The 26,631-nt window shown below is 58.4% G+C and carries 18 protein-coding genes and 1 pseudogene; 6 read left to right on the top strand and 13 right to left on the bottom strand.

The window, feature by feature from the left end; translation table 11 throughout:
- Positions 1–12 precede the first annotated feature (12 nt).
- Entirely contained in the window at positions 13–4,074 is a 4,062-nt protein-coding gene (locus tag ACIOZM_RS12965; RefSeq protein ID WP_401214143.1) for a neuraminidase-like domain-containing protein, read from the top strand.
- Complete coding sequence (locus ACIOZM_RS12960) at positions 4,067–8,746, top strand: Ig-like domain-containing protein (protein WP_401214140.1); 4,680 nt, start codon at positions 4,067–4,069, stop codon at positions 8,744–8,746. The genes ACIOZM_RS12965 and ACIOZM_RS12960 overlap by 8 nt, the downstream gene beginning before the upstream one ends.
- Positions 8,747–8,813: 67 nt before the next feature.
- Here ACIOZM_RS12960 and ACIOZM_RS12955 read toward each other — a convergent pair whose 3' ends face one another.
- Genes ACIOZM_RS12955 through ACIOZM_RS12930 form a run of 6 tightly spaced genes read right to left on the bottom strand, consistent with a single transcriptional unit; the run spans position 8,814 to position 15,530 of the window.
- Positions 8,814–10,142, bottom strand: a complete 1,329-nt coding sequence (locus ACIOZM_RS12955) for a DUF58 domain-containing protein (RefSeq protein WP_401214137.1) — start codon at positions 10,140–10,142, stop codon at positions 8,814–8,816.
- Entirely contained in the window at positions 10,139–11,140 is a 1,002-nt protein-coding gene (locus tag ACIOZM_RS12950; protein WP_401214134.1) for an AAA family ATPase, read from the bottom strand. Before ACIOZM_RS12950 ends, ACIOZM_RS12955 begins: the two co-directional genes overlap by 4 nt.
- Entirely contained in the window at positions 11,137–12,300 is a 1,164-nt protein-coding gene (locus ACIOZM_RS12945; protein ID WP_401214131.1) for a DUF4350 domain-containing protein, read from the bottom strand. Before ACIOZM_RS12945 ends, ACIOZM_RS12950 begins: the two co-directional genes overlap by 4 nt.
- Entirely contained in the window at positions 12,297–13,844 is a 1,548-nt protein-coding gene (locus ACIOZM_RS12940) for a DUF4129 domain-containing protein (RefSeq protein WP_401214129.1), read from the bottom strand. Before ACIOZM_RS12940 ends, ACIOZM_RS12945 begins: the two co-directional genes overlap by 4 nt.
- Positions 13,831–14,808: a stage II sporulation protein M gene (locus ACIOZM_RS12935; RefSeq protein ID WP_401214127.1), complete on the bottom strand. Its 978-nt coding sequence runs from the start codon at positions 14,806–14,808 to the stop codon at positions 13,831–13,833. Before ACIOZM_RS12935 ends, ACIOZM_RS12940 begins: the two co-directional genes overlap by 14 nt.
- Positions 14,805–15,530 (bottom strand): RDD family protein, encoded by a 726-nt coding sequence (locus tag ACIOZM_RS12930; RefSeq protein WP_401214124.1) that lies wholly within the window; start codon positions 15,528–15,530, stop codon positions 14,805–14,807. The genes ACIOZM_RS12935 and ACIOZM_RS12930 overlap by 4 nt, the downstream gene beginning before the upstream one ends.
- 198 nt (positions 15,531–15,728) lie before the next feature.
- Here ACIOZM_RS12930 and sbcB point away from each other — a divergent pair, with 198 nt between their 5' ends.
- Positions 15,729–17,159: an exodeoxyribonuclease I gene (gene sbcB / locus ACIOZM_RS12925; RefSeq protein ID WP_401214122.1), complete on the top strand. Its 1,431-nt coding sequence runs from the start codon at positions 15,729–15,731 to the stop codon at positions 17,157–17,159.
- A gap of 100 nt (positions 17,160–17,259) precedes the next feature.
- Here sbcB and mvaT read toward each other — a convergent pair whose 3' ends face one another.
- A complete protein-coding gene (mvaT, locus tag ACIOZM_RS12920; protein WP_401214120.1) occupies positions 17,260–17,637 on the bottom strand; it encodes a histone-like nucleoid-structuring protein MvaT in 378 nt (125 codons plus the stop codon).
- Between the two features lie 339 nt (positions 17,638–17,976).
- On the opposite strand from mvaT, the gene purU reads away from it, so the two are divergent.
- Positions 17,977–18,825 carry a formyltetrahydrofolate deformylase gene (purU, locus tag ACIOZM_RS12915; RefSeq protein ID WP_401214117.1) on the top strand — a complete coding sequence of 283 codons (849 nt, stop codon included), beginning with the start codon at positions 17,977–17,979 and terminating at the stop codon, positions 18,823–18,825.
- Positions 18,826–18,921: 96 nt separating this feature from the next.
- On the top strand, positions 18,922–19,098 hold the full coding sequence (locus ACIOZM_RS12910) for a hypothetical protein (RefSeq protein WP_401214114.1): 177 nt from the start codon (positions 18,922–18,924) through the stop codon (positions 19,096–19,098).
- A gap of 52 nt (positions 19,099–19,150) precedes the next feature.
- Here ACIOZM_RS12910 and ACIOZM_RS12905 read toward each other — a convergent pair whose 3' ends face one another.
- The 5 genes and pseudogenes from ACIOZM_RS12905 to ACIOZM_RS12885 form a co-directional block, all read right to left on the bottom strand.
- The gene (locus tag ACIOZM_RS12905; RefSeq protein ID WP_401214111.1) at positions 19,151–20,146 is read right to left on the bottom strand and encodes a YbhN family protein; all 996 of its coding nucleotides are present in this window, start codon (positions 20,144–20,146) and stop codon (positions 19,151–19,153) included.
- Entirely contained in the window at positions 20,143–20,919 is a 777-nt protein-coding gene (locus tag ACIOZM_RS12900) for a DUF2334 domain-containing protein (protein WP_401214109.1), read from the bottom strand. The genes ACIOZM_RS12905 and ACIOZM_RS12900 overlap by 4 nt, the downstream gene beginning before the upstream one ends.
- On the bottom strand, positions 20,912–22,033 hold the full coding sequence (locus ACIOZM_RS12895) for a glycosyltransferase family 4 protein (RefSeq protein WP_401214106.1): 1,122 nt from the start codon (positions 22,031–22,033) through the stop codon (positions 20,912–20,914). The genes ACIOZM_RS12900 and ACIOZM_RS12895 overlap by 8 nt, the downstream gene beginning before the upstream one ends.
- A gap of 178 nt (positions 22,034–22,211) precedes the next feature.
- Complete coding sequence (locus tag ACIOZM_RS12890; protein ID WP_401214249.1) at positions 22,212–22,976, bottom strand: methyl-accepting chemotaxis protein; 765 nt, start codon at positions 22,974–22,976, stop codon at positions 22,212–22,214.
- A 93-nt stretch (positions 22,977–23,069) separates the two neighbouring features.
- A pseudogene (locus ACIOZM_RS12885) lies at positions 23,070–24,101 on the bottom strand (cache domain-containing protein); the annotation flags it as partial.
- Positions 24,102–24,288: 187 nt separating this feature from the next.
- Between ACIOZM_RS12885 and ACIOZM_RS12880 the strand changes: the two are divergent.
- Positions 24,289–25,767, top strand: coding sequence for a helicase HerA-like domain-containing protein (locus ACIOZM_RS12880; RefSeq protein WP_401214104.1), 1,479 nt, complete (start codon positions 24,289–24,291; stop codon positions 25,765–25,767).
- A 109-nt stretch (positions 25,768–25,876) separates the two neighbouring features.
- On the opposite strand, the gene ACIOZM_RS12875 is transcribed toward ACIOZM_RS12880, so the two are convergent.
- Complete coding sequence (locus ACIOZM_RS12875) at positions 25,877–26,332, bottom strand: DUF721 domain-containing protein (RefSeq protein WP_401214101.1); 456 nt, start codon at positions 26,330–26,332, stop codon at positions 25,877–25,879.
- Positions 26,333–26,631: the final 299 nt, after the last annotated feature.

The raw sequence follows: 26,631 nt of genomic DNA, 5'->3' as shown, positions 1-26,631 counted from the left end.
GGAGACATTGTCATGACTCAAAGCAATCTTGCTGAATTGCTTGAAAAACGCCGCACAGCTCTGGTCGAGTACTGCATCGGACAGGCAGCCAAGGAAAGATATCCTTTTCTGAGAACCCCGGCAGATCTGTTCGAATTGCTGCGTATGGACCCGCTCGACAACTATCCGGTGCAAAGTTCATGGGTGGCCGAGGCGACCAGTTGTGCACAGCAATTCATCCATGCGGCCTATCGTAAACTTGAGCCTGGCTATGAAACCGTCGAGTTCGACAAGACGCATCTGAAACTCTGGGAGCAGTACAGCAATTACCCTGACTGGGCTGCCCTCATGATGATCGCTGTCTACCCGGAGAACTACATCAACCCCTTTGTACGACGACGCAAGACGCGTCTGTTCAAAGACCTCGAGAATAATCTCAATCAAGCGCGCTTGAGTAATGACTCCGTGCAACGTGCGATGCAGAGTTACCTCAAAGAGTTTGAGCAGATCTGCAATCTGGAGGTCATCAGCGCCTTCCTGTACGGCGATTCACCGACTCGCGCAACTTACTATTTTATTGGTCGCCAGCGCGTACAGCCTTTCCAGTATTTCTGGCGCGAGGCAGACATCGAGCTTACATCCGGCAGCGAGGAGATCAATCCTGCAGCGTGGGGTGAATGGCAACCGGTCGATATTCCTGTAGGGCCAAGGGTTCTGGATATACGCCCGGTCTTCTGGAGCGGGCGCTTGTGCCTGGTATGGGCCGAGTGGCGCGACCGGGTGGATGGCAAGACAATCGAAGAGTACGTGCCACACAAGCTGGACATCAATCTGGCGTATTTGAATCAGGATGCAGAATGGTCGGCGCCATTAAGTTTGTACAGCAGCGATCAAGCCGAGGATTCCAGTGCCGGCGCGCGGTTGGTCGCGACGACATTAACCGATGACATTCACCCCAAGGGCAGGCTCGGTGTGCTGCTCACCAATGGCAAGACCGAGGTCGGCACTCTGAATGTCCATACAGCCCGCGATGTGCTTTTTCGACGACTATCCGAAGACGATGGCGGTTGGCTCGAGCATTTGGCTGATCATCGCTTCACCGATGCCTTGATCATCCAGCATCCTTTGACGCCCAAAAACCAGCCGGTGGTTGCCATAACCGCGAGTTCGGGAGTCTTGGCACCCTACTACGCGCTGCAAGCGGTATTTTCGGAATCGGGGGACGAGGATCTTCTGTGGGTCAGAGCGCTGTGCCGCCGGAGAAGTGAGACCATTACCGGCTCTGCTGATTTTGAGTTGAAGCTCACTGACAGCGCGGAGGGCGATGATCCTCCGATTAAGGAAACGCAACCTATTGCAGGCGGCTGGGCCACAGACTGGATGAAGGCCAAACGAGCCCGGGGAGGATTCACCACCCCGGCCGTGTTTACCTTTGGAAACATCACACACGGGACCAGGACCTTTGCCGTATCGCTAACTGCTATCTCGCGTTTCGTAACGCCGACGCTGGAAAAAAACACCCTGGACGCAGCGCAATTTATCGCGTTCAGGCAGCCCGGTATGCTCGAACGTGTACGGATGAATTCGCTGTTCGGCCCGGAACTGGTACAACGCGCCAACATCTCCGTCGATGCCGTGCTCGATTGGAACACCCAGTTCCTCGCAGAGCCGCCACCTGCCTCAGGCGCGATTTCAGAGCCGAACGGGGCGTTCAATGGCGCCAACGGCCTGTATTTCTGGGAGCTATTCTTTCATCTGCCGCATCTGGTGGCAGCACGTCTTCGCGCCGAAGATCGATACCTGGAAGCTCAGAACTGGCTGCATTATCTGTTCGACCCACAAGCCGCGGCAAGTGACGAGCCGCAGAAACCGCTTTACTGGCGCTGTCGTCCACTGGACGCTGGAGGCAGTCCGGGCCACGAAGCGCAGATGTCGACGGACCCGGACGCAATAGCCTACGCCGCGCCCCGGCACTACCGGATCCTGGTGTTCACCGAGTATGTAAAAAACCTGATCGATTGGGGGGACTGGCATTACCGGCAACTCACCCGGGATGCTTTGGTGGCAGCGAAGTTGTGTTACGTGCAGGCCGAATTCCTGATGGGTAAGCCGCCCTCGGCGCGTGCGGTCACCCGCTGGGAGGCTGAGACAGTTGCAAGCTTGCTGGCAAAAAGCTCGACACGCCCAGCGCTGGAACTGTTTGAAAGCAGCTTTTTATTTTCCCTGGCTGACTTTCCTCCGGCCGCTGAAGCTCCGCCACTGATGGGGCTTCTGGCTAACGGGCCTTTCAAGATGCCAATCAACGAACCACTGCTTGGCCTCTTCGGTTTGCCCGGCCAGCGTCTGAACAATTTGCGCAACAACCTGACGCTCGACGGTAAACCGTTGAACATTCCGCTGTTCAGTCCGCCGACTGATCCCAATCAGTTGTTGCGCGATCTGGCCACTGGCGGTGCGGGGGCGCCAAGACCTTTGGGCGGTCGTCTGGTGGTAGGGGCTTTTCGTTGGCGCGTCACTTATGAATCAGCGTTACGTGCCGTACAAACCCTGCAGGAATATGGCAGTCAGGTATTACGCCTGCTTGAGCAGCGTGACCGGGCTGAACAGGAAGAGTTGCAGCAAGACCATTTGAAGGAATTGGGAGATTACGCTCGTATCGTTCAGGAACAGTCGCTTGCGCAACTGCAAGCGACTGTAACGGCTCTGGGGCAGAGCCGTGCCATGGCACAGGAACGAGCCGATCGTTATCAAGCCTGGTATGAGACAAACGTGACCGATGACGAATATCAGGTCATGGAAAAACTGCAGGCAGCCAAATGGTTGAATGTCGCTACTACGGCAATAAAAGGCGGTGGAGCGGCGCTGGCACAGGCGCCGAATATTTTTGGCATGGCCGCCGGTGGCATGCGCTACGAAGCAATTACCGATGCAGTGGTCTTCGGTTTGCAAATCAGCGCCATGGTCTTGCAGACGGACGCGGATAAACAAGCGCTCACCGCAAGTTATAGTCAGCGGCGCAGAGAGTGGGAGTTGCAACGCGATCAAGCGCGAGCAGAGGTTCGTGCAATCGATGAACAGATTACAGCGCAGGGCTTTGCGCTGGGAGCGGCCAAAGCCAGTCTTGAGCAAACCCTCAGGGCCAACAGCCAGGCTTTGGCCCTTTACAACTACTTGAAAAAGCGTGCCAGCAACGCCGAGTTGTTTGGTTGGCTGCTGGGCCAACTCAAGGCTTTGCACTATCAGGCCTATGACGCAGTGGTCAGTCTGTGCCTCAGCGCCCGTTCTTCGATGAGCGCCGAAACCGGCGATTACGATACGGTCGAAGCCTTGCCCCAGGTCTGGCTCGACAATCGTCATGGCCTGACGGCGGGCGAACACTTGCGCGAGTATTTGCTGCGTATGGATCGCCAGTATCTGCAAAGTCATGAGCGGCGTCTGGAACGGGTCAAAACTGTCTCGCTGCGCCGTTTGTTCGAGGATACGGATGACCCGCAGGCGGGTTTCTCCAACTGGTCGCAAGCGCTGGCCGACTTGATAGACAAGGGCTCTCTCGAGTTTCATCTGACGCAATTGATGTTTGACCGCGATCATCCGGGGGAATATTGCCGGCTGATCAATCTGGTAGAGGTTGACCTGCCAGTGTTGGTCGGGGCTTATCAGGATGTACAGGCTACTCTGCTGCAGATCGGCAGCATGACTGCCACGCAGGCAACGGCACGTTCGGTCGAATATCTGCATCAACCCTCAGGCGCGGTGGCCCCTGCCGATGTGCAGTTCAATCTGCGCAGTGGCCAGCAGATCGGCTTGTCGGCGGGGGTGGCCGACAACGGTATGGCCGCCATCAAACCAGACGAGGGGTTGCTCAATCCGTTTGAGAATACCGGGGCTATATCCCGCTGGCAGTTGTACTTTCCATGGCCAAAAAACGAGCCGCAGCAATCGATGCTCAATTCGGTCACAGACGTCATTGTGCGCATCCGTTACACGGCCAAGGCCGGTGAGCCGACGTTCACTCTGGCGGTCAAGGATCTGGTTACGCGGGCAATGTCTTCCCGTCAGCAACGCAATGCCAAAGGAGCAGGCCATCATGAATAGTCCAGTCATTCAGGCCAATGACAGTCTGGTCCTCAACGGTGATTTCACTCTGGGCACCACTTCCTGGACGAAAGGCGTGAACCCGCGGGAAGTGACCGTCGTAAGTGAGATCTATGAAGGCACGCCGATCAAGTTGCTTTCCGCCGGCAATCTGGGCTCGATCTGGCAAGAACTCACGATACCGGTGGGCGCCGGCGACAATGCCCGGTACGAGATGAAGTGCCTGTATGAGACGCGTCACACCGAACCGGCGCTATTGGTTATAACTGATGCAGAGGGGACACTGCTCAGGGAAATTCAATTGCCCCCGGGCAGCCCTCGCAATCTTGAGGAGGATAAGGCGCGCATCGACAGCGGACAGCCGCTGGTCTTCGAACCCGTCAGTTACAGCGCTCCTTTCGATCTGCCGCTGCAACGCCTGGACAAGATACGCGTCAGTGTGATCGCCCCATACAACGCCAACCCCAGTGATTATCAACTGAAAGTCTTGATAACCCGTATTTACCTGACCTTGCATCTGGCCCCGGTGGCGCTGCAGACGGTGAAGCTGGATGAGGAACTTTTGTCGCCCGGCCGAACGGTGTACCTGTGCCTGGGCGCGGATAGCGGGTTTCAGCATCGGCTCGAATTCGTGCCGGAGCCGGACAGTCCCTGGATACACACCAAGGCGGCATTGACCAGCGATGACAACCCGCAAGGCGCTGTCATTTCCACACCTGAATGGGGTGTAAATCAATCGTTGGATTTACCCTGGACTCTCCGATGCCCAATGCTCGGTGATCAGGACCCATATCTGTTCAAGTTCAATCTGGTCAATCAGTACACCGCCGAATCCTACCCGATGCAGGTTTCGCTGGGCCACCACCGCCTGGTATTTCGTGACGTATTGGAGGCGGCGTATTACCCGGTGCTGGCATTGGAACAATCGGTGCGCCTGGGAGTAAGAGTTGCGTCCTGGTACACCGGTCAATATCTCGCTGGGCGCACGGTGACATGGACGATCGAGGGGCAAGAGATTCTGGGCACTACGCCGACTGACCCCGAAGGCTGGGCTTACTTTGATTACCTGCCAGCATCCTGGGGCGAGTTCTCTATCAAAGCCTCGGTGGCCAGCCCCTACTATACCGATGGCGTTGCAACTACCACGCTGGATGTCTCGGTACTGGAAACCGATCCATGGAACGAGCTAATGGCGGTGGTCGAGGGCAACGCGTTGCCGTGGACACAAAAGACCGGTTACCCCAATCGTGGCTCAACCTATTCTTTGATGGTGAGAGTACCCGAAGTGCTGCGCCACACCGAACTGGCGCTGCGCTGGCAAGGCGACTCCGCAGATCAATTGGGTGTGCAAGTGCTGCCGAAGCTGAATGAATCGGTGCCTGTCGATGGCCTGGATTTACCTTGGCAATTGATTTGCAGGGATGTGCTCGACGGTCGTTTTGAATTGCAGTTTGTGTGTTCGAAGTTGCTGCTGCCCTCTGGCAAAAAGCCAATGTCACTGGCACGCAATGTGGTGCGCATCGGCGAAGTGCAGGAGGCTAACAAGTTTCCAGTGGTGGACGAGCGCGAAAGCGTTCTGCTACGAGTGCAAGTGCTGCATATGGTTGCCAACGGGGAGGGAGACCCGGTCAACAATGCACAGGTGAACTGGCTGACCCCCGAGGGCGAGATATCGACCCGCAGCGGAGTCGGTGGTTGGGCCAGCGTGCTTTATCAGCCAGTCAACTCCGGCGATCTGGTGGTAACCGCAAGCGTCAGGGCTCACCCCGACGCGGTTGCGGTAGAGCGGCCGTTCGCGGTGAAGGCGTTGGCGAGCAGTCCCTGGAAAAATCAGGTGCGCATCCTGTTTGACGGCGTTGAAGTCGATCTGGTCGAGTTGGGATTGTTGTGCAGGCGAGGAACCTCACACACGCTGAGGATTGAACCAGCGGTCGGTAGTTCTTTACTCAATCAGTTGCTGACATTGCAATGGCGCGAAGATAACCCGGGTATCGGCTTGACCGTGGCCGATATTGGCGTGCCGCAAAAACTGGAAGCTATAGGCCTTGAGTGGGCGTTCTCTTCACAGGCCGCGTCGAGCATCAGCAGCCTGTTCAGTTTGACCTTGAGTAGCCCGGTGCTCGAGTTGCCACGTGAGTTGTTCGGACGACTGATTTCTGCACAACTGGAAGATGAACTCACTGCGATGCTTGATCAGGTGGCAGGCATGCAGACGAGCCAGACATTTTTTCCCTGTATTGGCGCCCGACACGCATGGCGTTATCTGCCTAATGCCCTGAGCCCTCTGGTGGGTTTGCAGGTAACACTGATGTGGCTGGGGACACCGCCTGAGGAGCTGGGCGCTGGGGTCGAGCCGCCGCTTGATGAAGCCCAAACACTCAGTGACGGGGGCGTCGGATGGACGCTGGATTTCACCTCAAGCAAGGCTACTGGCGAGTTCCAGGCGGGGCTCTATTTACCTGCGTTGGCGGTATCTACATCGGCCAATCCGATGCGTCTCGGCCATAACAAACTGAGAATTGAAGACTGGCGCGAGTCTGCTACTGATGCCGTTATCTACAAGGATGAAGCCTGGAGCTGGGTGAAGGTGGTTTCGGCGTTCACCGGACAAGCAGCCACGCAGACTGCGGTGCAGTGGAAAACGGCGGCCGACTCGAACTCCGTCGCCACCGATGATCTCGGCTGGTCGGGCTTTGGTCTGGCACCAACAACTGCAGGACCACACATTGTTACGGCTAATGTAGTCAGCCCTTTCGACGGCTACGAAGAGCAGCACTCTCTGACAGTCAGCGCATTGGCTCGTGATCCTTGGGAAACAGTGCGGGTGCGTTTTGATGGTCACGACGAGCAGCCTTGGGGTAGTCGCACCTATTTTCCAAGACGTAATGGCACCCATGTCCTTGAGCTGTTGATCGAAGAAGGAAGCCCGTTGTTGCTGCAAGAGCTGACCCTGGGGTTGACCGGTACCGGTCCTGCTGAACTGGGGTTGGGTTTCGAGCCCGCGCTGGGCGTGCCGCATCGGCCAAATCCCTTGGGATTTCGCTATGCCTTACGTTGCGGCAATTTGAAGGATGGCGGTTTTGCACTCCGCCTGAGTGCAGAACGTCTGGCTCGGTTATCACCAGCCAATGCAATGTCATTGGGGGTAGGCGAGCAGGTTTTGAAAATCATCGCCGGCAGTCGCCTTCAGCAGGTTCTGGAGTGGGAGCAGGAACTCGTCGAGCGGATAACAGTGGTTTCATCTACCACTGGTAAAGGCATCGCGGGGGTACTGGTCACCTGGCGCAATGACGATCTCGGAACGGTGACCAGTCTGACCGACTTCTATGGTGTGGCCACTTTGCGCTTCAAACCTCACACACCAGGTGCCGCGGTGGTGACAGTGACAGTGGGAGATGTGCTGTATTCGGAGTCGGTTGCCCTGTCCTTTACATTGCAAGAGCCTCGAGAAATTCAGGCGCTGTCCAGCCCTGATCCAATTGGCTATCCCGGCAAGGAAATGTCGGCGGAGGCTACGCTGGTGTCGGCGATGACGGGGCAGCCTCTATCCGATGTCGAAGTAATGTGGGAATACCCAGGAATCAAAATTGCTTCGACGAAAACAGATATAGATGGCAAAGCCAGGGTGGTGTTCAGGCTTCCTCCGATCAGAAAAGGAATTCTCCAAGCCACGGTTCGTGGAGGGTACGGCGGTTGGGAGGTGAAAATCATGGAGTTTTCAGCAGTACCGAATTCGGATACGTGGTTGCAGGAATTCACACTTTGGCTGAATGATCGAGAAGTGGATCTGGTGGATGGGAAGCTGAACTTATCGGCCGGAGAAACCTACGAGTTGGAGCTGAGAGTCAATAAATACAGTTGGTTGATAGGCTGGGTCAGTATTGCTCTGGGAGAGCTGCGTGGCGCGGAGGAACTTGGCCTCAAAATTGATCCACTTCCAAGTGTCCTACAACCTGTGGATGGAGCCCCTGTATGCTGGTCTCTTTCTTCCCTTGATACAGGGAAAAGCGGCGATTTCACATTGAAGTTGACCAGTCCGGATCTCCCTGACCGACCTTTATCAGGTCAAATGGTTAGTTTTTCTGGAGCAGTCGAGGTGTTGTTCGACACCTTCGAAATGAAGTTTGGAGATGGGACAGTATTTCCCTGCCTCGGTACCGCACATGCCGTTACCATACTACCTACGCCGAACAGCATTCTATTGGGGATGGATGTGAAACTGACATGGAGTGGTCAGTCCGCAACAGATCTCGGAGTGACAGTGAGACCGCCTCTGGAGGACGCTCAGCAGCTGAATCCGGGTGGCGTAAGCTGGATACTGGATTGCACGGAAAGCACGAATGCGGGGTCCTTTTCGCTGCAACTAACGATACCGGGTTGGGGAAAGCACTCCCTGCAATTGCCTGCGTTTCTTGGGCATAATTTGGTTACTGCTGAGCGCTGGCAGGAACCAGTTGACGTTTTTCCGGGAAATCCACCACAGTGGGTGTATGGAATTCGAGCGATGTCCTCCTTTCTCAAAACACCATCCTCTGGAGTTCAGGTCAGCATCGATAGGGGCTCCCCTACCCCTGGCTATGAGAACACTCTTTCAAATGGGGAAGTCATTATTCGAACAGATGGGTACGTCAGAATGTGGATTGTTAACAGATACGACGGAAGCACTGTCTGAGCGCTGATTGGAATTCGTAAAGTTATTCATGTGTTGTTAGTAATAAAATACTATTTATGCGCAGTTATCATTCCCCCGTCCTTTTCCAGGTCAGATATCGCGTTACCAGATTGACCCCCAGTCGCTGGGTGCTTGCATCCAGCACTAGAACTCCATGAGCGCTCAGTCGTTCGTGGAATTCCGCCCGGGCATTGAGATAATCCACCGTGCCGCAGTAAGCCAGCGCATCGGGTAAGGTCTGCACTGGTGTATGACGCACGCGGTCGAGGGTTTCCTCGCGCAAACTGATCACCAGCACCTGATGTTGCTGACTTAGACGTTTGACGCTGGCGAGCAGATCCTCGTCGTCTTCGTCACGCAGGTTGGTCAACAGAATGACCAATGCCCGACGTTTCTGTCGGGCCAGCAATAGGTTGGTGGCAGCCGGATAATCGGCAGGACGCTGACTACTATCGAGGTCATAAACGCCGTTGAGCAAGACCTTGAGCTGACTGGCACCTTTGATCGGCGCCAGATATCGCGGCTGATCGCTGGCAAACGTGCACAGCCCGACGGCATCGCCCTGACGCAGCGCCACATGACTCAACAACAGGCAAGCATTCAGCGCATGGTCGAAGTGGGACAGTTCGTCGTCCTGGCTACGCATGCGCCGGCCGCAATCGAGCAGAAAGATGATCTGTTGATCGCGTTCATCCTCATACTCGCGAGCAATCGGTGTGCGCTGGCGGGCGGTGGCCTTCCAGTCGATCTGGCGCAGGCTGTCGCCTTCTCTGAATTCGCGTAACTGGTGAAACTCCTGTCCTTGCCCGCGACGTTGGCGCTGGCGCACACCGAGTCGGCTCAGCCAGTTATCCACGGCGAGCAATTCACCGCCGTACAGTCGGGCGAAATCCGGGTAGACGCGGGTGCTGTCCTGCACCGGCGACAGGCGTTTGCCTGACCATAGACCCAGCGGACTCGGCAGGTTTATTTCGCACTGTTCGAACAGGAAGTGACCGCGCTTGAGCGGACGCAGGCGATAGCTGACTTGGCTGTGCTGACCTGGTTGCAGCTCGACGGTCAATGGCAGGTCTTCAGTGTTCAGGCCGTCCGGGACATGATCGAACAACTCGACTCGCAACGGTTCGGCAAACTCGTGACTGACTTGCAGATGCACTTCACCCCAGCGACCGAGCGCCAGGTTGCCGGGCATTTGCCGGGTTACACGTGGCGAGGGCAAGCGCCTCAGGCGCACGGCGTCGATGATTGCCAGGGCGAGTAGCGCCAGCAGCAAGCCCCAGTTGACCGACAACAGGCTCGACGGAATCTCGACTTGCAACGCTTGCAGCGTACCCGACACGATGCCGATGGCGAGCAGGGCGGCCAGCCAGATCAGTAGAAGCCGTGACGGTTTCACAGACGCGGCGCCGGGATCTGGTCGAGCAGCTGTTGCAGGACTTGATCCACTTCCAGGCCGTCGATGTCCAGCTCCGGCGAAATGCGCACGCGATGACGCAGCACCGCCAGCGCACAACCCTTGATGTCGTCCGGAATCACGAACTCACCACCGCGCAACAAGGCCCGGGCGCGGGCGCAACGTACCAGTGCGATGGAGGCGCGCGGCCCGGCGCCGAGGGTCAGACCGGGCCAGGTGCGGGTGCTGCGGGCCAGCCGCACCGCGTAATCGAGCACTTGATCATCCAGCGGCAGATCGCTGGCGATGCGTTGCAGGGCTTGCACATCCTTGGCTTGCAGCACGGTGCGCAGCGGTTGCACATCGAGCATGTCGCCACGGGTCGAGCGGCTGACCTGACGCACCATGTCCAGCTCCTGCCCGGCATCGGGGTAATCCATGCGCACCTTGAGCATGAAACGGTCGAGTTCGGCCTCCGGCAGTGGGTACGTACCTTCCTGTTCAATCGGGTTTTGCGTGGCCAGCACCATGAATGGTTGGGCGATGGGCAGGGCCCGGCCTTCGAGGGTGACTTGCCGCTCCTGCATCGCTTCGAGCAATGCCGCCTGGGTCTTGGCTGGTGCACGATTGATCTCGTCGGCCAGCAACAGGTTGGTAAACAACGGGCCTTTGCGCAGCTTGAACTGCTCGGTGTGCAAGTCGTACACCGCGTGGCCGGTGACATCGCTGGGCATCAAATCCGGGGTGAATTGAATGCGCGCGAACTCGCCACCGAAGCAGCGTGCCAACGCCCGCACCAACAGGGTTTTACCCAGGCCGGGGACGCCCTCAAGCAGCACATGCCCCCCGGCGATCAGCGCCGTCAGCACATCATCGACCACGGCATCCTGGCCAATCACCGCTTTGCGCAATTCGTTACGCACCGCTTGCGCGAGTTGGCTGGCGCGCTGGCGCTGCTGTGCGGCATGGCTGGCCGAGCCGGGCTCGATCTGTTCACTCATAGCGAATTCCTCAAGGTTTGCAGATGGGCAACCTGACGGCTGAAAGCAGCATGGGACATGCGTTGTTTCGGCGCGGGGCTCAGGGCCTGGCTGATGGCGCGAGTCGGTTGCCGGGTCAGGCGCGACAGCACCAGCCATTGCTCGGCAACGTTCAATTGGTCGAAACCGGGATGACGGCGGCGGGCGCGGCGCAACACGTCCTGTTGCAGGGCTTGCACCAGGGTTTGCTGGCCGTTGTGGCGCAGGATGAAATCGGCACTGGCGCGCAAGTGTTCCTGCAACTGGCGACGTCCGGTGGGAGCCGGTGCCTGCAAGGGGCCTTGGCGTACGCCAACGTGCCAGAGCCACAGGCCGATCAACGCGAGCAGGGCGACGATGGCCTGCGGGAAGTAGCGCCAGAGCAGGGTCAACAAGCCGTCGTGGTCGGTGTTGAAGATCAGCGTGGCGTCGGTATCGGCGGTCAGATACCAGAGTAGCCAGGCGTTGTCGTATTGATCGATGGTGCGGTTTTTCCACAAGTCGGCATCGGTGACCACGGTGATCGAACCGAGGCCGTGCGCCAGTTGCATCATGTGCGTGGCTTTGCCGCTGTTGGCCCAGGCTTGCACCAGGTTTTTCGGATCGTCGAGGTGAAACTCCGTGTCGAAATTGGCGTAGGCGGGCGCGTCTTCATCTTCCAGATACAGCTTGGTCAGATTCGGATAAGGATCGTCGGCGAGATCTGCCGGCGGGTCCTTGAGATCCTTGCTCAAGGACTGATGCAGTTGCACCCGGTCCAGCAGCAGGTCGTTGCTTTGTTTTGCCTGTTCGTCCCACAGCGCTTCGGCGACGAACACCAATCGCCCGCCGGCGCGGGTCCAGTTCAAGACTTGATCGACCTGACGCGGGGTCATTCTCGAGCGCTCACCGAACAACAACAGCGTGTGCTGACGGGGATCGATGTCGGGCAGCACTGCCAGACTTTCGGCATGGGTGATATTGATGCTGCGACCCCGCAGGAACATCTCCGCCGCCAGATAAGGATTGGCTTGCGCCGCCGGAGACGGGCCGTGATTGATTACTTCCTGATAGGGCTGGGCCTTGAGATACAGATAAATGCTCAAGGCAGCCAGCAGCGCCACGATCAGCGCGGCAACCCAGCACACCGTACGCCGGTTCAATGTCGGGCAGCGTGGTCGAACAGGGTGCGCCAGCCATCGCAGAGTTCCTGTTGCAGATGTGCCGCCGGAACGCGATGCCCGTACGCCATGTTTTGCCAGTGGCAGGTCAGGTTACGGCTGTAGGCAAGCAGTTGCGGGCGCTGCAACTGTTCGATGCGGGTCAGCACCTGATGTTCGGTGTCGGCGGGTTTCAGTGTCAGGTCGAAGTCGTGCAGTAAATGGCTGAGCAGGCCTCGATAGAGCAAACCCAGCGCCGCACGTGGTTGGGTTTGCCAGAGCTGCTCGGCGCTGCTGGCGATATCGTCGGGCAGGCTTTCACGGGCGAGGTCCAGTCCGAACGCCTGTTGCGGCAGCAGTTTTTTGCTGCGAACAGGCAGTTTCGGGCGGCGACTGACGAATGCTTGCAGCAATTCACGATAGCGCCAGATCAGCCAGCCGAGTGCTGCCAGTAGTGCGCCCCACAACAGCACTTCAATGACTTTCGCCAGGACATTCAAATGCAGGCCGTCGAGCCAACCCAGTAGAGTTTTCAGCCACTGCGGCGCTGCGCCCGGGTTTTCGTTTTTGGCCGGAGCTGCCGGGTCGTCGCCAAAACGATAGCGCGTAACGGTTTGCGGATTTTTGAACGGTGGTTGTTCAAGCAACGTCTTGATGCTGTCGCGAGACGCCTGACTGGTCAGTGGCTGGTGCAACAGGCGTGGTGCCTCGGGAGCACTTGCGGGATCAGCGGCCCAGACCGATTGCACATTCGGTAGCAACAGACAGACCGCCAGCAGCACCGCGACTGCGCTGCTGTTCAGGCGCTGGCGCAAGCGGCGGAACACCAATTCGATGTCCCACGCTTCCAGCGATGTACGCCGGTTCAGATAAAGGCTGAAACCGCAGGCGACGTAGATCGGTTCCCAGACCACCAGTATCAAAGCGTAAAAAGCATTGGTCAGGTGCTCGAGCCAGCGCCATTCCTGACCGCTCGCGAGGACCAGCGTCTGCCAGTCCCAGTCGGTTTCGATCTGCTGTGGCAGCAGCATGTAGAACAACACCATCAGCCCGATCCACAGCGCGGTTTCCAGATGCACGCCGATGATGGTCAGCCATTGCGCGGCGCCGGCATTGCGTTGCAGCAATACCTGCAAACGGCGTTGACGGGCAGTGCCGCTCAGGCCTTCGAGTTGCACCACCGGTAACAGAAAGCTGCGACTGAAACTCAGCCGGCGCCACGTCAGACTCGCGAGCAATTGCGGTTTGAGCAACCGTGGCCACTGACGCAACGCTTCTTTGAGCGTCGGTGTTTCACCGAACAGCGCTTTCGACAGGATGTATAACGGCAGGCGTTCGTAGGCCGGTTTCAGCCACCAGAAAATGAAAATCGCCAGCGACGGTCGATCCCACAGCAACAGGCTGAGCAAGGCGAACAGCGGCAGGGTCACGATCGCCCAACTGGTCATCAGCAGACGCCGATGTTGCTGGCTCATTAGCACGCCCAGATCCATGGCTTCCCAGGTCGTGCGCGGGCGGATCACCACGGTCGCGTCACTCAGGCGCATGGTGGCTCCTTCCGGCGAACAGCAGATAACTCGCCACCGCCACCCAGAGTGCGGTGCCGACCAGGTATTTGGTGTGCGGCGTAACCCCGGTTTTCGACGACCAGTAAGCTTCGATAAAAGCCGCAATCAGCAAGAACAACATCACCCCGCACACCAGCAGGACGCTCTTGCGCGCTGCCCGTCGCAACGCTTCACCACGAGTCAGGCGCCCGGGTGCGATCAACGCCCAGCCCAGTTCCAGTCCCGCCGCCCCGGCCAGCGCAATCGCCGTCAGCTCGAAAGCGCCGTGGCCGATCACGAATGACCAAAAGGGCTGGCCGAAGCCGATTTCGGTGAGATGGCCGGCCACCGCGCCGATGATCAGGCCGTTGTAGAGCAAGAAGAACGCGCTGCCCAGGCCGAACAGCAATCCGCTGGCGAACGTCTGAAAGGCGATGCCGATGTTGTGCATCACGTAGTAGCCGAACATCACCCAGTCTTCGCTGGCGGCGCGCTCGGCGGAGCGTCCGAGATGGCCGGCAGCGGGGTCGTACATACCCTGCATTTCGCGTAGTTGTTCGGCGGGAATCAGGTTGTAAACCAGCTCCGGGAACAGATACACCATCACCCCGAAACCGATCAGGCTGAGGAAAAACAGCAGGCCGGCCGCCAGCACAAAACGCCATTCGGCACGCACCAGTCGAGGGAAGTCGGCGAGAATGAAACCCAGAAAGTTGGCGCCGAAACGACTGCGATGGCGATAAAGCTGTTGATGGCCGCGCAAGACTTGTTGTTGCAGCGAGTCGATCAGAAAGCTGCTGTAGCCGCGCTCTTCGGCCAGCGCCAGATGTTGGCAGAGTTGGCGATAGGCTTTGGGGAAACCGCCAACCTGTGACGTTTCCTTGCCTCGTTCAAGACGTTCGAGAGCCAGCGTGAAACGCTCCCATTCGGCCTTGTGGCGGGTTTCGAAAAGGCTTTGCTTCATGTCGGGCCCAACAAGCCGCGAGCGATGCCATTGAGTTCTGTGACGGCTTTCGGTGCGCTGATGTGCAGAGGCTGGGCCAGCAGCGCGGCCAATTCGTTGACCCGCGCCGTTGACAATTCGCCCTGACGTTCGGCAAAACCAAGCAATGCGCGTTGCTCGCTGAGGGTCAGCGGGACAGGGCTGCGACGCGGTTCGGCGTCGGGCAGTTGCGGTCGGGTGAGCGGGCGTTCGCTGTAGACCACCAAGGTGCCGGCGGCGATGTCACCGAGACGTTTGAACGTTGGATGTTGCAGGCAACTGATGGCGCCGAGGAAGTAGCCGAACGGCAGCAGATCGACGAATCGCAGCAGATTACGCAGCAGCGAGGCTGACCAGCCGACCGGCGTGCCGTCGTCGTGCACCACCCGCAACCCCATCCATTGCTTGCCCGGCGAGCGCCCCTGATGCAGCACTTCGAACAAAACCATGTACCACCAACTGACCAAGAACAGCAGCAGCGAGCCGAGGCCCATACCGAGCTTGCCGAGAAACGCCAGTGCGATAAACAGCACGCCGAGGATGACGCCGCGAATACCCAGGTCGATGGTGAACGCCAGTGAGCGCACCATCAAACCGGCTGGGCGCAGCGGCAAGTCGATGCCTTCCGGCGTCTCGACCTGATGCCGCGTGTCCAGTGGCGGGTTCAGCATGGCTTTCCGTGGCGGTGCTGTGTTCTCGAGCATGGGCTACCTGATGTGGCCTGATCGGGATTCGAAGTTCGTCCGATGCTAGCAGCCTCTCGGGGGGAAACGACATAACTATGTATTGCAAGGCGTATGTATTGCACATCATGTTGCGCGCAGTGATTGAATGGACAGATCGCTGGCCGCGACAGCGGTCGAACGCCTAGACTTCGTCGATCTTCAGTTCAGGAACCGCCCGTGACTTCAATCTTCTGGTACGACTACGAAACCACCGGCATCAATCCGCGCAACGACCGCCCATTGCAAGTGGCGGGCATCCGCACCGATCACGACCTCAATGAAATCGACGAGCCGGTCAATCTTTACTGCCAGCCCAGCGAAGACATCCTGCCGCATCCCGCTGCGTGCGCGATTACCGGCATCACCCCCGGCCAGCTCGCCGAACGTGGCTTGAGCGAAGCTGATTTCATGACTCGCGTGCATGCGCAACTCGCAGCGCCCGCGACTTGCGGCGCCGGGTACAACAGCTTGCGTTTCGATGACGAGATGACCCGCTACAGTCTGTACCGGAATTTTTTCGATCCTTACGCCCGTGAATGGCAGGGCGGTAACAGTCGCTGGGACTTGATCGATGTGGTGCGTGCCGCCTATGCCTTGCGCCCGGACGGTCTGAACTGGCCGACCGATGACGAGGGCCGCGTGACCCTCAAACTCGAACGCCTGACGGCCGCTAATGGCATCGATCATGGTCATGCCCACGAAGCGTTGTCTGACGTGCGCGCCACTATTGCCCTGGCGCGGTTGATCCGCGAAAAGCAGCCCAAGCTGTATGACTGGCTGTTTCAACTGCGCAGCAAGCAGAAGGTGATGGATCAGATTCGGCTGTTGCAGCCGATGGTGCACATCTCCGGACGCTTCTCGGCGGCACGCCACTATGTCGGCGTGGTCCTGCCGCTGGCCTGGCACCCGAAAAACCGCAATGCGCTGATCGTCTGCGATCTGCATCTTGATCCGCAGGGTTTGCTGGACCTGGACGCGCAGGCTCTGCGCGAGCGTCTGTACACCCGTCGAGATGACTTGGCCGAAGGTGAATTGCCGGTACCGCTCAAGCTGATTCACATCAATCGATGCCCGGTGGTGGCACCGTTGTCGGTGTTGCGCGCCGATGACCAACAGCGACTCGGTCTGGACATGGCGCTCTATCAGGCGCGAGCGCTGCGGCTAAGTGACGCACAACAAGTTTGGAAAGATAAAGTAGCGGCGATTTATGCCACTGAAGATTTCACCCCGAGCGAAGATCCGGAACAGCAGTTATACGATGGATTTATCGGTGACCGGGACCGTCGTCTATGTGAGCAAGTCAGAACCGCAGACCCTGCACAATTAGCGCAAGAGCAATGGCCTTTCGATGATGAACGTTTGCCTGAATTATTGTTTCGATATCGCGCTCGCAACTTTCCGCAAACGTTGAATTTCGAAGAGCAAGAACGCTGGAGAGTATTTTGTCAGCAGCGTTTGTCTGACCCCGAGTGGGGTGCACCCAATACTCTCAGTTCTTTTGCCGAGGCCACAGCCCAATGGACGCTTAGTGCCACACCAATGCAGAAGCAGGTGCTTGATGAGTGGCAGGATTATGTCGAGGCATTACGCAAACGTTTGGATCTTTGAAATCGAACATGTTGCGCAGTGAATTGCGCGCATAAAAAAACGCCAGCATCAGCTGGCGTTTTTCATGAGTCGCGGATCAGTCTGCGACGGGTGTTGCGGCTTAGCCCAGCAGGGTAGCCCAGCCTTCAACCACGTCACCGCCCCACTTGGCTTTCCACTCTTTCAGAGTTTTGTGGTTGCCACCTTTGGTTTCGATGACTTCGCCGTTGTGCGGGTTTTTGTATTGTTTAACTTTACGAGCGCGCTTGGTGCCGGTTGCTTTTACAGCAGCGCCACGAGTGCCCTTGGTTTTCGATTCCGGGTCCAGCAGAGCGATGATGTCGCGCAGGGACTTGGAGTATTCGCCCATCAGGGTGCGCAGTTTGCCTTCGAATTCCAGCTCGGCTTGCAGTTTGTCGTCTTCCGACAGGTTCTTCAAACGGGCTTGCAGCTCTTTGATAGCTTCTTCGGTGGCGCGATATTCGTTGATCAAGGACATGGGAACAACCTTATGTGTAGGTGTTGAATGGCAGGGGGACAGTGCAGCAATAATAGTCAGGCTGTTTCATCAAGTAAACATTTAACCGGAGTTTTTATTTAAATAAGTTTCGAGATACTGCCGTAAATTGAATATTCAGTTAAATAGTGTGATGCAGTCATCACGAATATTCACAATTACCTGTTGGAAGTGTGCCATTAGGGCGCCATCAGTCTGGCGCTAGCCTGCGTCAAAAAGACGTGAGCCGCGATGGCGCAAGGGTTGTGGTCATCATTACTGCAGTTTTTGCGCACAATCGCTAGAATGGCCGCCTTTGCGAAGTTCTGGAGTTTTCCCCCCATGCGCACCTTTCGGTTGGTGATTTCTTGCCCTGACCGCGTTGGCATCGTTGCCAAAGTCAGTAACTTTCTGGCATCCCACAACGGTTGGATCACCGAAGCGAGCCACCACTCGGACAATCAGAACGGTTGGTTCTTCATGCGTCACGAAATTCGTGCCGACTCTTTGCCGTTCGGCATTGAAGTCCTGCGCGAGAAGTTCGCGCCGATCGCCGAAGAGTTTTCGATGGACTGGCGCATCACCGACACCGAGCAGAAAAAACGCGTGGTGTTGATGGCCAGCCGTGAATCCCACTGCCTGGCGGACCTGTTGCACCGCTGGCACAGCGATGAACTGGACTGCGAAATCTCCTGCGTGATTTCCAACCACGACGATCTGCGCAGCATGGTCGAGTGGCACGGCATTCCTTATTACCATGTTCCGGTCAATCCGCAGGACAAGGAGCCGGCGTTCGCCGAAGTTTCGCGTCTGGTCAAACAGCACGATGCCGAAGTTGTAGTTCTGGCGCGTTACATGCAGATCCTGCCGCCGTCGCTGTGCCGCGAATACGCACACAAAGTCATCAACATTCACCACAGCTTCCTGCCGTCGTTCGTCGGTGCCAAGCCGTACCATCAGGCGTCGCTGCGCGGCGTGAAACTGATCGGCGCGACTTGCCACTACGTGACCGAAGAGCTGGATGCCGGCCCGATCATCGAGCAGGACGTGGTACGCGTCAGCCACAGCGACAGCATCGAAGACATGGTGCGTTTCGGCCGTGACGTCGAGAAGATGGTGCTGGCCCGTGGTCTGCGTTATCACCTGGAAGACCGCGTGCTGGTGCACGGCAACAAGACCGTGGTGTTCTGATCCGCACACGTTTGAAATTCTGCTGTTGAAAAAGCAAGGGCCTGGGCGTTCAATCGTTCCAGGCCCTTTGCCGTTTCAGCCCCGAGGAAAATGCCCGTGACCGATCCACTGGACAAAGCCACTTCCAAAGCACCCGCCACGCTGGGGGAGGGCTGTTTGAGTCGTTATGACCCCGAGGACATGAGCCCGGAGGACGGTACCGAGTTTCCCGGTGCTGCTGATTTGTGGGAGCAGGTCAAACCTGAGTCCGCGGAGGACGCCAAGTCGACTTGAAAGGATCGCAGTTCAATGCAGGAGCTGCCGCAGGTTGCGATCTTTTGATCTTTCACGCCCGCCGCACACTCATCAACTTCTTCAACAACGGCCGCCCCAGCATCAATAAGAACACCGGCCCACCGACCAGCAGATAGAAGTAATAAGTCACCACCCGCCAGATCAGAATCGCCGCTGCCGCCGTGGACTTCCCGACCATGGGCGCCAACAGCGCCGCCGAGGTCAATTCCGCCGCCCCCGCGCCACCCGGCAACAGGCTGAATTGCCCCGCACCCAGCGAAAGCATCTGGATCAAAAAGCTCCAGGCCCATTGCAAATCCGCGCCCAGTCCGCGCAACGCCAGATACAGCACGCTGTAGCGCAGCAGCCAATGCACGCAAGTCAGGGCGAATACTTTGATCAAGGTCTGCCACGGTAACTTCAACGTGTCGGTGAACGCCGCCAGAAAGTGCAGCAACTTGCGCGCCCAGCGCCGCCGCGTGCCGGGGCTGACGTTCATTCTGGCCAGTAGCCGACCGCTCAGACGAATCAGTGCCCGGTGATAACGCGCGATCAACACGCAACTGAACAACCCACCGAACAATGACACGGCGCTGACGGTCAGCATCCATTCCATCCGATCACTGACATGCTGGAACAGTGCGTAAATCAATATCCCGCTCAAGGCGCAGAGAAAGAACAGCAGGTCGCTCAACTGATCCATCGCAAACACCGCGCTGCCCCGGGCCGGTCGCACGCCGCTGCGGGCCAGCAACGCCATGATGGTCAGCGGGCCGCCGCTGCCACCGGGCGTGGCGCAATAGGCGAATTCCGCCGCCATCACCACACCAAGACTTTTGATCGGCGTGACCCGTTCGCGCTGATCCCCCAGCAGCAACCGCAGACGCAAGGTGTTGATGCCCCAGCAAAGAAAAATCATGCCGAACATGATCAACAACCATTGCAGCGGAAAGCTTTGCAGGCGCGACCAGGTTTCACTGCCGCCGAGCAACACCGGAATCAGCACTGCGGCGAGCAGGCCGATCAACAACAGAATGCCGCGACTCATGCAGCACGTCCCAATGGCCGGCGCTGTCGGGTAATCCAGTCAAACTTGGTCATCGGCACGCGTCCTTCAGCGAGCAGGTTTGTAAGGGTTTGCAGCCAATAGTCTCGGGAAAACCGATGGCGCATGTCCACCGGGTGCAGACCCAAGCGAATCACCGGTGCCTCGCGCCAAGCGTGTTGGCGTTGCTCGCTAAGCACCTTCGACACGCCACGCCGCCAGGCACTGCGCGCACTCCAGACCAGCCCCGGAGCGTCGATACGAGTGAAATCCGGCAGGTGATAAAGATGCTGCGGGTCGCTGGTATAGCGTAGCGGCAATTCGCGCAACGCTTGGCGCGTGCCGTCGCTCATCAGCCAGGCCGGGGCGACGAAACCCTGCAACGGCCATTGCTGGTGCTGGAACAGTTCGATACCGGCGCGCAGACGGGCAAGTGCCGCTTCACGGGACAACTGATAAAACTCGCCTTCATGGGTGTAGACCCGGCGCATGAACCAGTCGCGTGGCGAAGTTGGGCCAGGGTCTGGATCATCATGAAAAAAACCGTGCAGGGCCAATTCATCGCCCCCGGCAACACGCTCGCTGAGCATTCGGCAAAACTGAGGATGTTCGTCGAGGGCGTTTTTTCGATGGAAGTCCGGTACCACCAGCCAGGTCATGGGCACATCGCCGAGCGCATCGATGGCTTCGACAAATGGCTGATAGTCAGCCCATGTTTCTGGAGCGACGTCGTGCAACACCAGCAACAGTGCGGGTGGATTCAGGAGTTCAGCCATTGGCCACCAACGCAGTCGAATGGCCGAGCGTCGCGTGATAGTGCCCCAGCAAACTGTCGACCACCGTATCCCACGCATAATGCTGTTCGACATGGCGCCGGGCTTGTTGTCCGAGTTGGGTGCGGCCGCGACTGAACAGCTCGCGCACGGCATTGGCCATGGCCTGCGGATTATTCGGTGCACAGAGCAAACCGCAGGAATCATTGACGATTTCTTCAAAAGCCCCAGCCGCCACCGCGACTACCGGAATCGCACAGGCCATGGCTTCCAGGATCACCAGACCGAAGGTTTCCTGATCGCCGGCATGCAGCAACGCGTCGGCGCTGGCCATCAGTTGCGCGACTTTCTGTGCCGGACAGAATTCGTCGATCACGCTGACATTGTCCGGCACCACAGCGGGCATCGACGAACCGACCAGCAACAAGTGATAACGCGGGCCAAGTCGTTTCATGCACTTGAGCAGCACCGGCAGGTTTTTCTCCTTGGAGCCGCGCCCGGCGAAGATCAGCAGGCGTGTGTCTTCGGCAATCCCTAAATGCGCGCGCAGGCGATTATCCCGGGCATTCGGGTGAAATGTCTGCAGGTCGACGCCAAGCGGCTGCACGAACACATTGCGCACGCCGAGCCCGCTGAGCTTGTCGGCCATCACTTGGCTCGGCGCCAGCACCCGGTCGAAATTGCCATAGAGCTTGCTGACGTAGGCTTCGACATTCGGCGTGACCCACTGGCCCATGCGATTGCTCGCCAGCAGCGGCAGATCGGAGTGATAGAAACCGATGACTGGCACATCGAGATGGCGCCGGGCATCCAGCGCCGCCCACGCGGTGAGGTACGGATCACCAACTTCGATCAGATCTGGCTGCAAATCCTGCAGGACGTTTCGCCAAGGGGCCAGGCGCAGCGGAAAGCGATAGCCTTTGCCGAAGGGCAGGGCAGGGGCGGGAACCGTGTAAACGCCATCGTGTTCACTGAAGTCTGCGCCGGGGATCAACAGGCTGTGGCGAATGCCGGGTTTGAGCCCCAGACGCCGGTGTTTGGCATCCAGATAAGTCCGCACGCCACCGCTGGCCGGGGCGTAGAACATGGTGATGTCGGCGATGTGCACGATGGTCATCCCTCCGCTGCATTGTTCTCCCTTGGTTGACCTTTATCCGCAATGGATGTTCGGTCGGGATTACGCGGTGGATGTTTGTCAGGTTTTTCGGTGCGTTGCGATCCCCAATCGCCAACAGGCTGGCTCCCACAGTTCGCTTGTGGGAGCCAGCCTGTTGGCGATTGAGGCAGATCAGACGCTAGATGCGGAAACTACCGACCAACTGCTTCAACCGCGAAGCCTGCTGCTCCAGATCGGAACACGCACGCAACGTCGCATGCAGGTTTTCCACACCTTCCTGGTTCAGCGTATTGATCTCGGTGATATCGACGTTGATCGATTCCACCACCGCGGTCTGTTCTTCGGTTGCTGTCGCTACCGACTGGTTCATCCCGTCGATTTCGCCGATACGCTGGGTCACGCTGTTCAGGCGCTCGCCGGCGAGGTTGGCGATTTCTACGCTGTCCTGACTGTGGCGCTGGCTCTCGCTCATGGTGCTCACCGATTCGCGGGCGCCGACTTGCAACTCCTCGATCATCTTCTGAACCTGCTGCGCCGATTCCTGAGTGCGGTGCGCCAGGTTCCGGACTTCGTCGGCAACCACGGCAAACCCGCGTCCGGCTTCACCTGCGCGCGCCGCTTCAATCGCGGCGTTGAGCGCCAGCAGGTTGGTCTGCTGGGAAATACTGGTGATCACTTCCAGAATCTGCCCGATGTTCACGGTTTTGCTGTTCAGCGATTCGATATTGCTGCTCGACGCGCTGAGCATGCTCGACAGCTGATTCATCGCCTTGATGCTGCGATCCACCACTTGCTGGCCGTCTTCGGCGAGGCCACGGGCGTCGCTGGCCTGGTTCGAGGCTTGTGCGGCATTGCGCGCGATTTCCTGGGCTGCGGCACCCAGTTCGTTGATTGCGGCGGCGACGCTGCTGGTGCGCGAGGCTTGCTGGTCGGAGTTGTACATCGACGAGTTCGAGGCCGCGACCACGCGCAGGGCGACTTCGTTGACTTGCCCGGTCGCCGAGGACACTTCGCGGATCGAGCCGTGAATGCGCTCGACGAAACGGTTGAATGCATTGCCGAGCATGCCGAATTCGTCCTGACTCTGAATGGTCAGACGTTTGGTCAGATCGCCTTCGCCGTCGGCAATGTCTTCCATCGCCCGTGTCATGACGTGCAGTGGCTGGATCAGGATGCGGATCAGCATGCCGAGCAGGGCAATGATGATCGCCACGGCAATCACGGTGGCGATCACTGCCGAGGTGCGGAACTGGCTGAGCATCGCAAAGGCTTTGTCTTTATCCACCGACAGACCGATGTACCAGTTCACCGACGGCAGGCCTTTGATCTGGGTGAAGGTGACGATGCGGGTTTTGCCATCGACCTGGACTTCGCTGAAATCGCTGCTGATGCGCGGGGTGTCTTGCGGATACGCCTCTTTCAGCGACTTCATGATCAAGGATTTATCCGGGTGTACGAGGATCTTGCCGTCGGCACTGACCAGGAACACATAACCCATGCCGTCGAAATCACGGGCGGCGAGGGTGTCGGTCAGGGTTTGCAGGCTCAGGTCACCGCCCACTACGCCAACACTCTGGCCGGCCTTTTTCGCGGCGGTGGCCATCGAGATGATCAACTGACCGGTGGCCGCGTCGATGTAGGGTTCCGTCAGGGTCGAGGTGCTGCTGTTTTCGGCACCTTTATACCAAGGGCGGACGCGTGGATCGAAGCCGTCCGGCATTTTCACATCCGGGCGGATGGTGAAGTGACCGGTGGCGTCGCCGAGGTAGGTCGCCATAAAGGTCGAGGTCAGGGCTTTCTGTTCCAGTACGGCGGCGACATTGGATTGTTCCGGGTTGATCGCCAGGTTCTGGGCCAGGTTCTCGATCAGCAGGATTCGTCCGCTGAGCCAGGTCTGGACGTTGCCGGCGGTGACTTCGCCCATTTCGTTGAGGTAATTGTTCAGGTCATCGCGGATCGCATTGCGCTGCAACCAGTCGTTGTAGAGCGTAAACGAGGCGAAGGCGGCAATGACGATGAGAGCGGCGGCAAGCAAAATTTTATGGCTGAAGCGCAGATTTTTGTTCATGGCTTGGGGTTCCGCTAAGGTCTTAATGTCCTGGGCGTGCTTTTATAAAGGCGCGCAATATGGGCAAGGGTGAAAAAAACCGATATTTCCGTCTCTCCTTAGGGAAATGTCCGACACGACTTTTCAGTCGGGTTCTCGCCTTTATCTATCGGCCATAACGGATTAAAGATTAACCATAGGTGACAAAATGCCTGACTCCTCGCAACTCGTTATCGGCGCCGATCTCGCAGGGCAGCCGATTGCTCAGGCCATGCGCCTGGCGAACCGGCACGGGCTGATCGCAGGCGCCACCGGCACCGGCAAGACGGTGACCTTGCAGCGCCTGGCCGAAGCATTCAGCGATGCCGGAGTCGCGGTGTTCGCCGCTGACATCAAGGGTGATCTGTGTGGCCTCGGCGCCGCCGGCAACCCGCAAGGCAAGGTCGCCGAGCGCATCGCCGGCATGCCGTGGCTCAACTACAAGCCGCAGGCGTATCCGGTGACCTTGTGGGACATTCACGGTGAGTCCGGTCATCCATTGCGCACAACCTTGAGCGAAATGGGCCCGTTGCTGATCGGCAGTCTGCTGGAACTCACGGACAGCCAGCAGTCGGCGTTGTATGCCGCCTTCAAAGTGGCGGATCGCGAAGGCCTGTTGCTGCTGGACCTGAAAGACCTGAAAGCGCTGCTCAATCATCTCCGGGAGAACCCGCAATTGCTGGGTGAGGACGCCGCGCTGATGACCACCGGCTCCAGTCAGGCGCTGTTGCGCCGCTTGGCGACCCTTGAACAGCAGGGCGCCGAAGCCTTGTTCGGTGAGCCGGCGCTGCAACTGGAAGACATTCTGCAACCGGCCGCCGATGGGCGCGGGCGCATTCATCTGCTGGACGCCAGCCGTCTGGTGCATGAGGCGCCGAAGGTCTATGCGACTTTCCTGTTATGGCTGCTGGCGGAACTGTTCGAACAGTTGCCGGAGCGCGGCGATGCCGATAAACCGCTGCTGGCGCTGTTTTTCGATGAGGCGCATTTGCTCTTCGGCGATACGCCCAAGGCGTTGCAGGATCGGCTGGAGCAAGTGGTGCGGCTGATTCGTTCCAAAGGTGTCGGCGTGTACTTCGTCACGCAATCACCGGGTGACCTGCCGGACAATGTGCTGGCGCAACTGGGGCTGCGTATTCAGCACGGTTTGCGCGCGTTCACCGCCAAGGAGCAGAAGTCCTTGCGAGCGGTGGCAGATGGCTTCCGGCCGAATCCGGCATTCGATACCTTGTCGGTGCTGACAGAACTGGGGATCGGCGAGGCACTGGTCGGCACGCTTGCGGAAAAAGGCACCCCGGAAATGGTCCAGCGCGTGCTGGTCGCGCCGCCGCAATCGCGCATCGGGCCGTTGACGGAAACCGAGCGCACGATGCTGATTGCCGGTTCGCCGTTCAAGGGCCGTTATGACAAGCCGATTGACCGGGAGTCGGCTTATGAAGTGTTGATGGGGCGCAAGGGGTTGGCGCCGGAGGCTGAAGTGCCAGCGCCGGCCGAAGAGCCGAGTCTGGCGGACAAGGCTGGCGAATTCCTCGGCACTGCGGCGGGGCAGGCGCTCAAGTCGGCAATGCGCCAGGCGGCGAATCAATTGGGCCGACAATTGGTGCGCGGCCTGATGGGCTCCCTGCTCGGTGGCAGCAAACGCCGCTGATCTAATGTAGGAGTGAGCCTGCTCGCGATAGCGGTCTGTCAGTCAACGATGATGTCGACTGATCCACCGTCATCGCGAGCAGGCTCACTCCTACAGGTTTTGGTCTGTGTCAGGTTTTGTCTTTGGCGTGCGCCGCCAGACGTTCCAGCGCCGCTCGCAACCCCGGATCACTGATCCCGTCAGCCGTCGACTGAATCGTCGCTGCCGCAACCGTCGACAGATCCATCGTATGCCCGACAGCCCCGCGCTGAACCGTCGGTGGCTGGACCTTGAACTGAATCCGCGTCAGGCTGGCGAACTCGTCGAACACCTGCAACTGCCGTTGCAGGCGTTTTTGCTGGTAACGCAGGCGCGTTGCCCAGTGGCCGTCAGTAACAATCAGCAGCAGATTGCCTTCGCGCCACGATGCCACATGGCAATGTTCGCGGGCGGCGGGTTGCAGTTGGCTTTCGAGTAAACGCTGTAGATGACCGAGTCGTTGGGCGTGGCCAAGTATGGCCTTGAGCGGCTTGGCTTCGCGAAGCAGAACGGCGGGTGCTCTGGCCGTAAGAGGGCGAAATGCCATGATCGAACACCTGAAGTAACAGAAACGCCATGGTAGCAGAAAGCGCCTAAATCACTCGCCCATTGCTTTTGTCACTGCTTTACCCATTAAATCAACAACTAACTTCTTCCAGCTACGGCTTGAAGTTGAGCAAAACGCCCCTATTTTAAGTGAGCCCCGTCAACGCGCAGTGCCAGTATCGTGGAACATCGCCACTTTCCTCACCACCGTTTCCGGGTAGAATGCTCGTTCGCATGCGGCCATGAGGGCTGCTCGGGCGACTCACGGGGCCGCCCTCCATCCCTTTAGTGTAAGAAGAT

This window comes from Pseudomonas sp. NPDC087346, from assembly GCF_044744235.1.
Taxonomy (GTDB): domain Bacteria; phylum Pseudomonadota; class Gammaproteobacteria; order Pseudomonadales; family Pseudomonadaceae; genus Aquipseudomonas.
The sequence above is the reverse complement of the archived record's forward strand: the minus strand, read 5'-3'. Positions and strand labels throughout refer to the sequence as shown.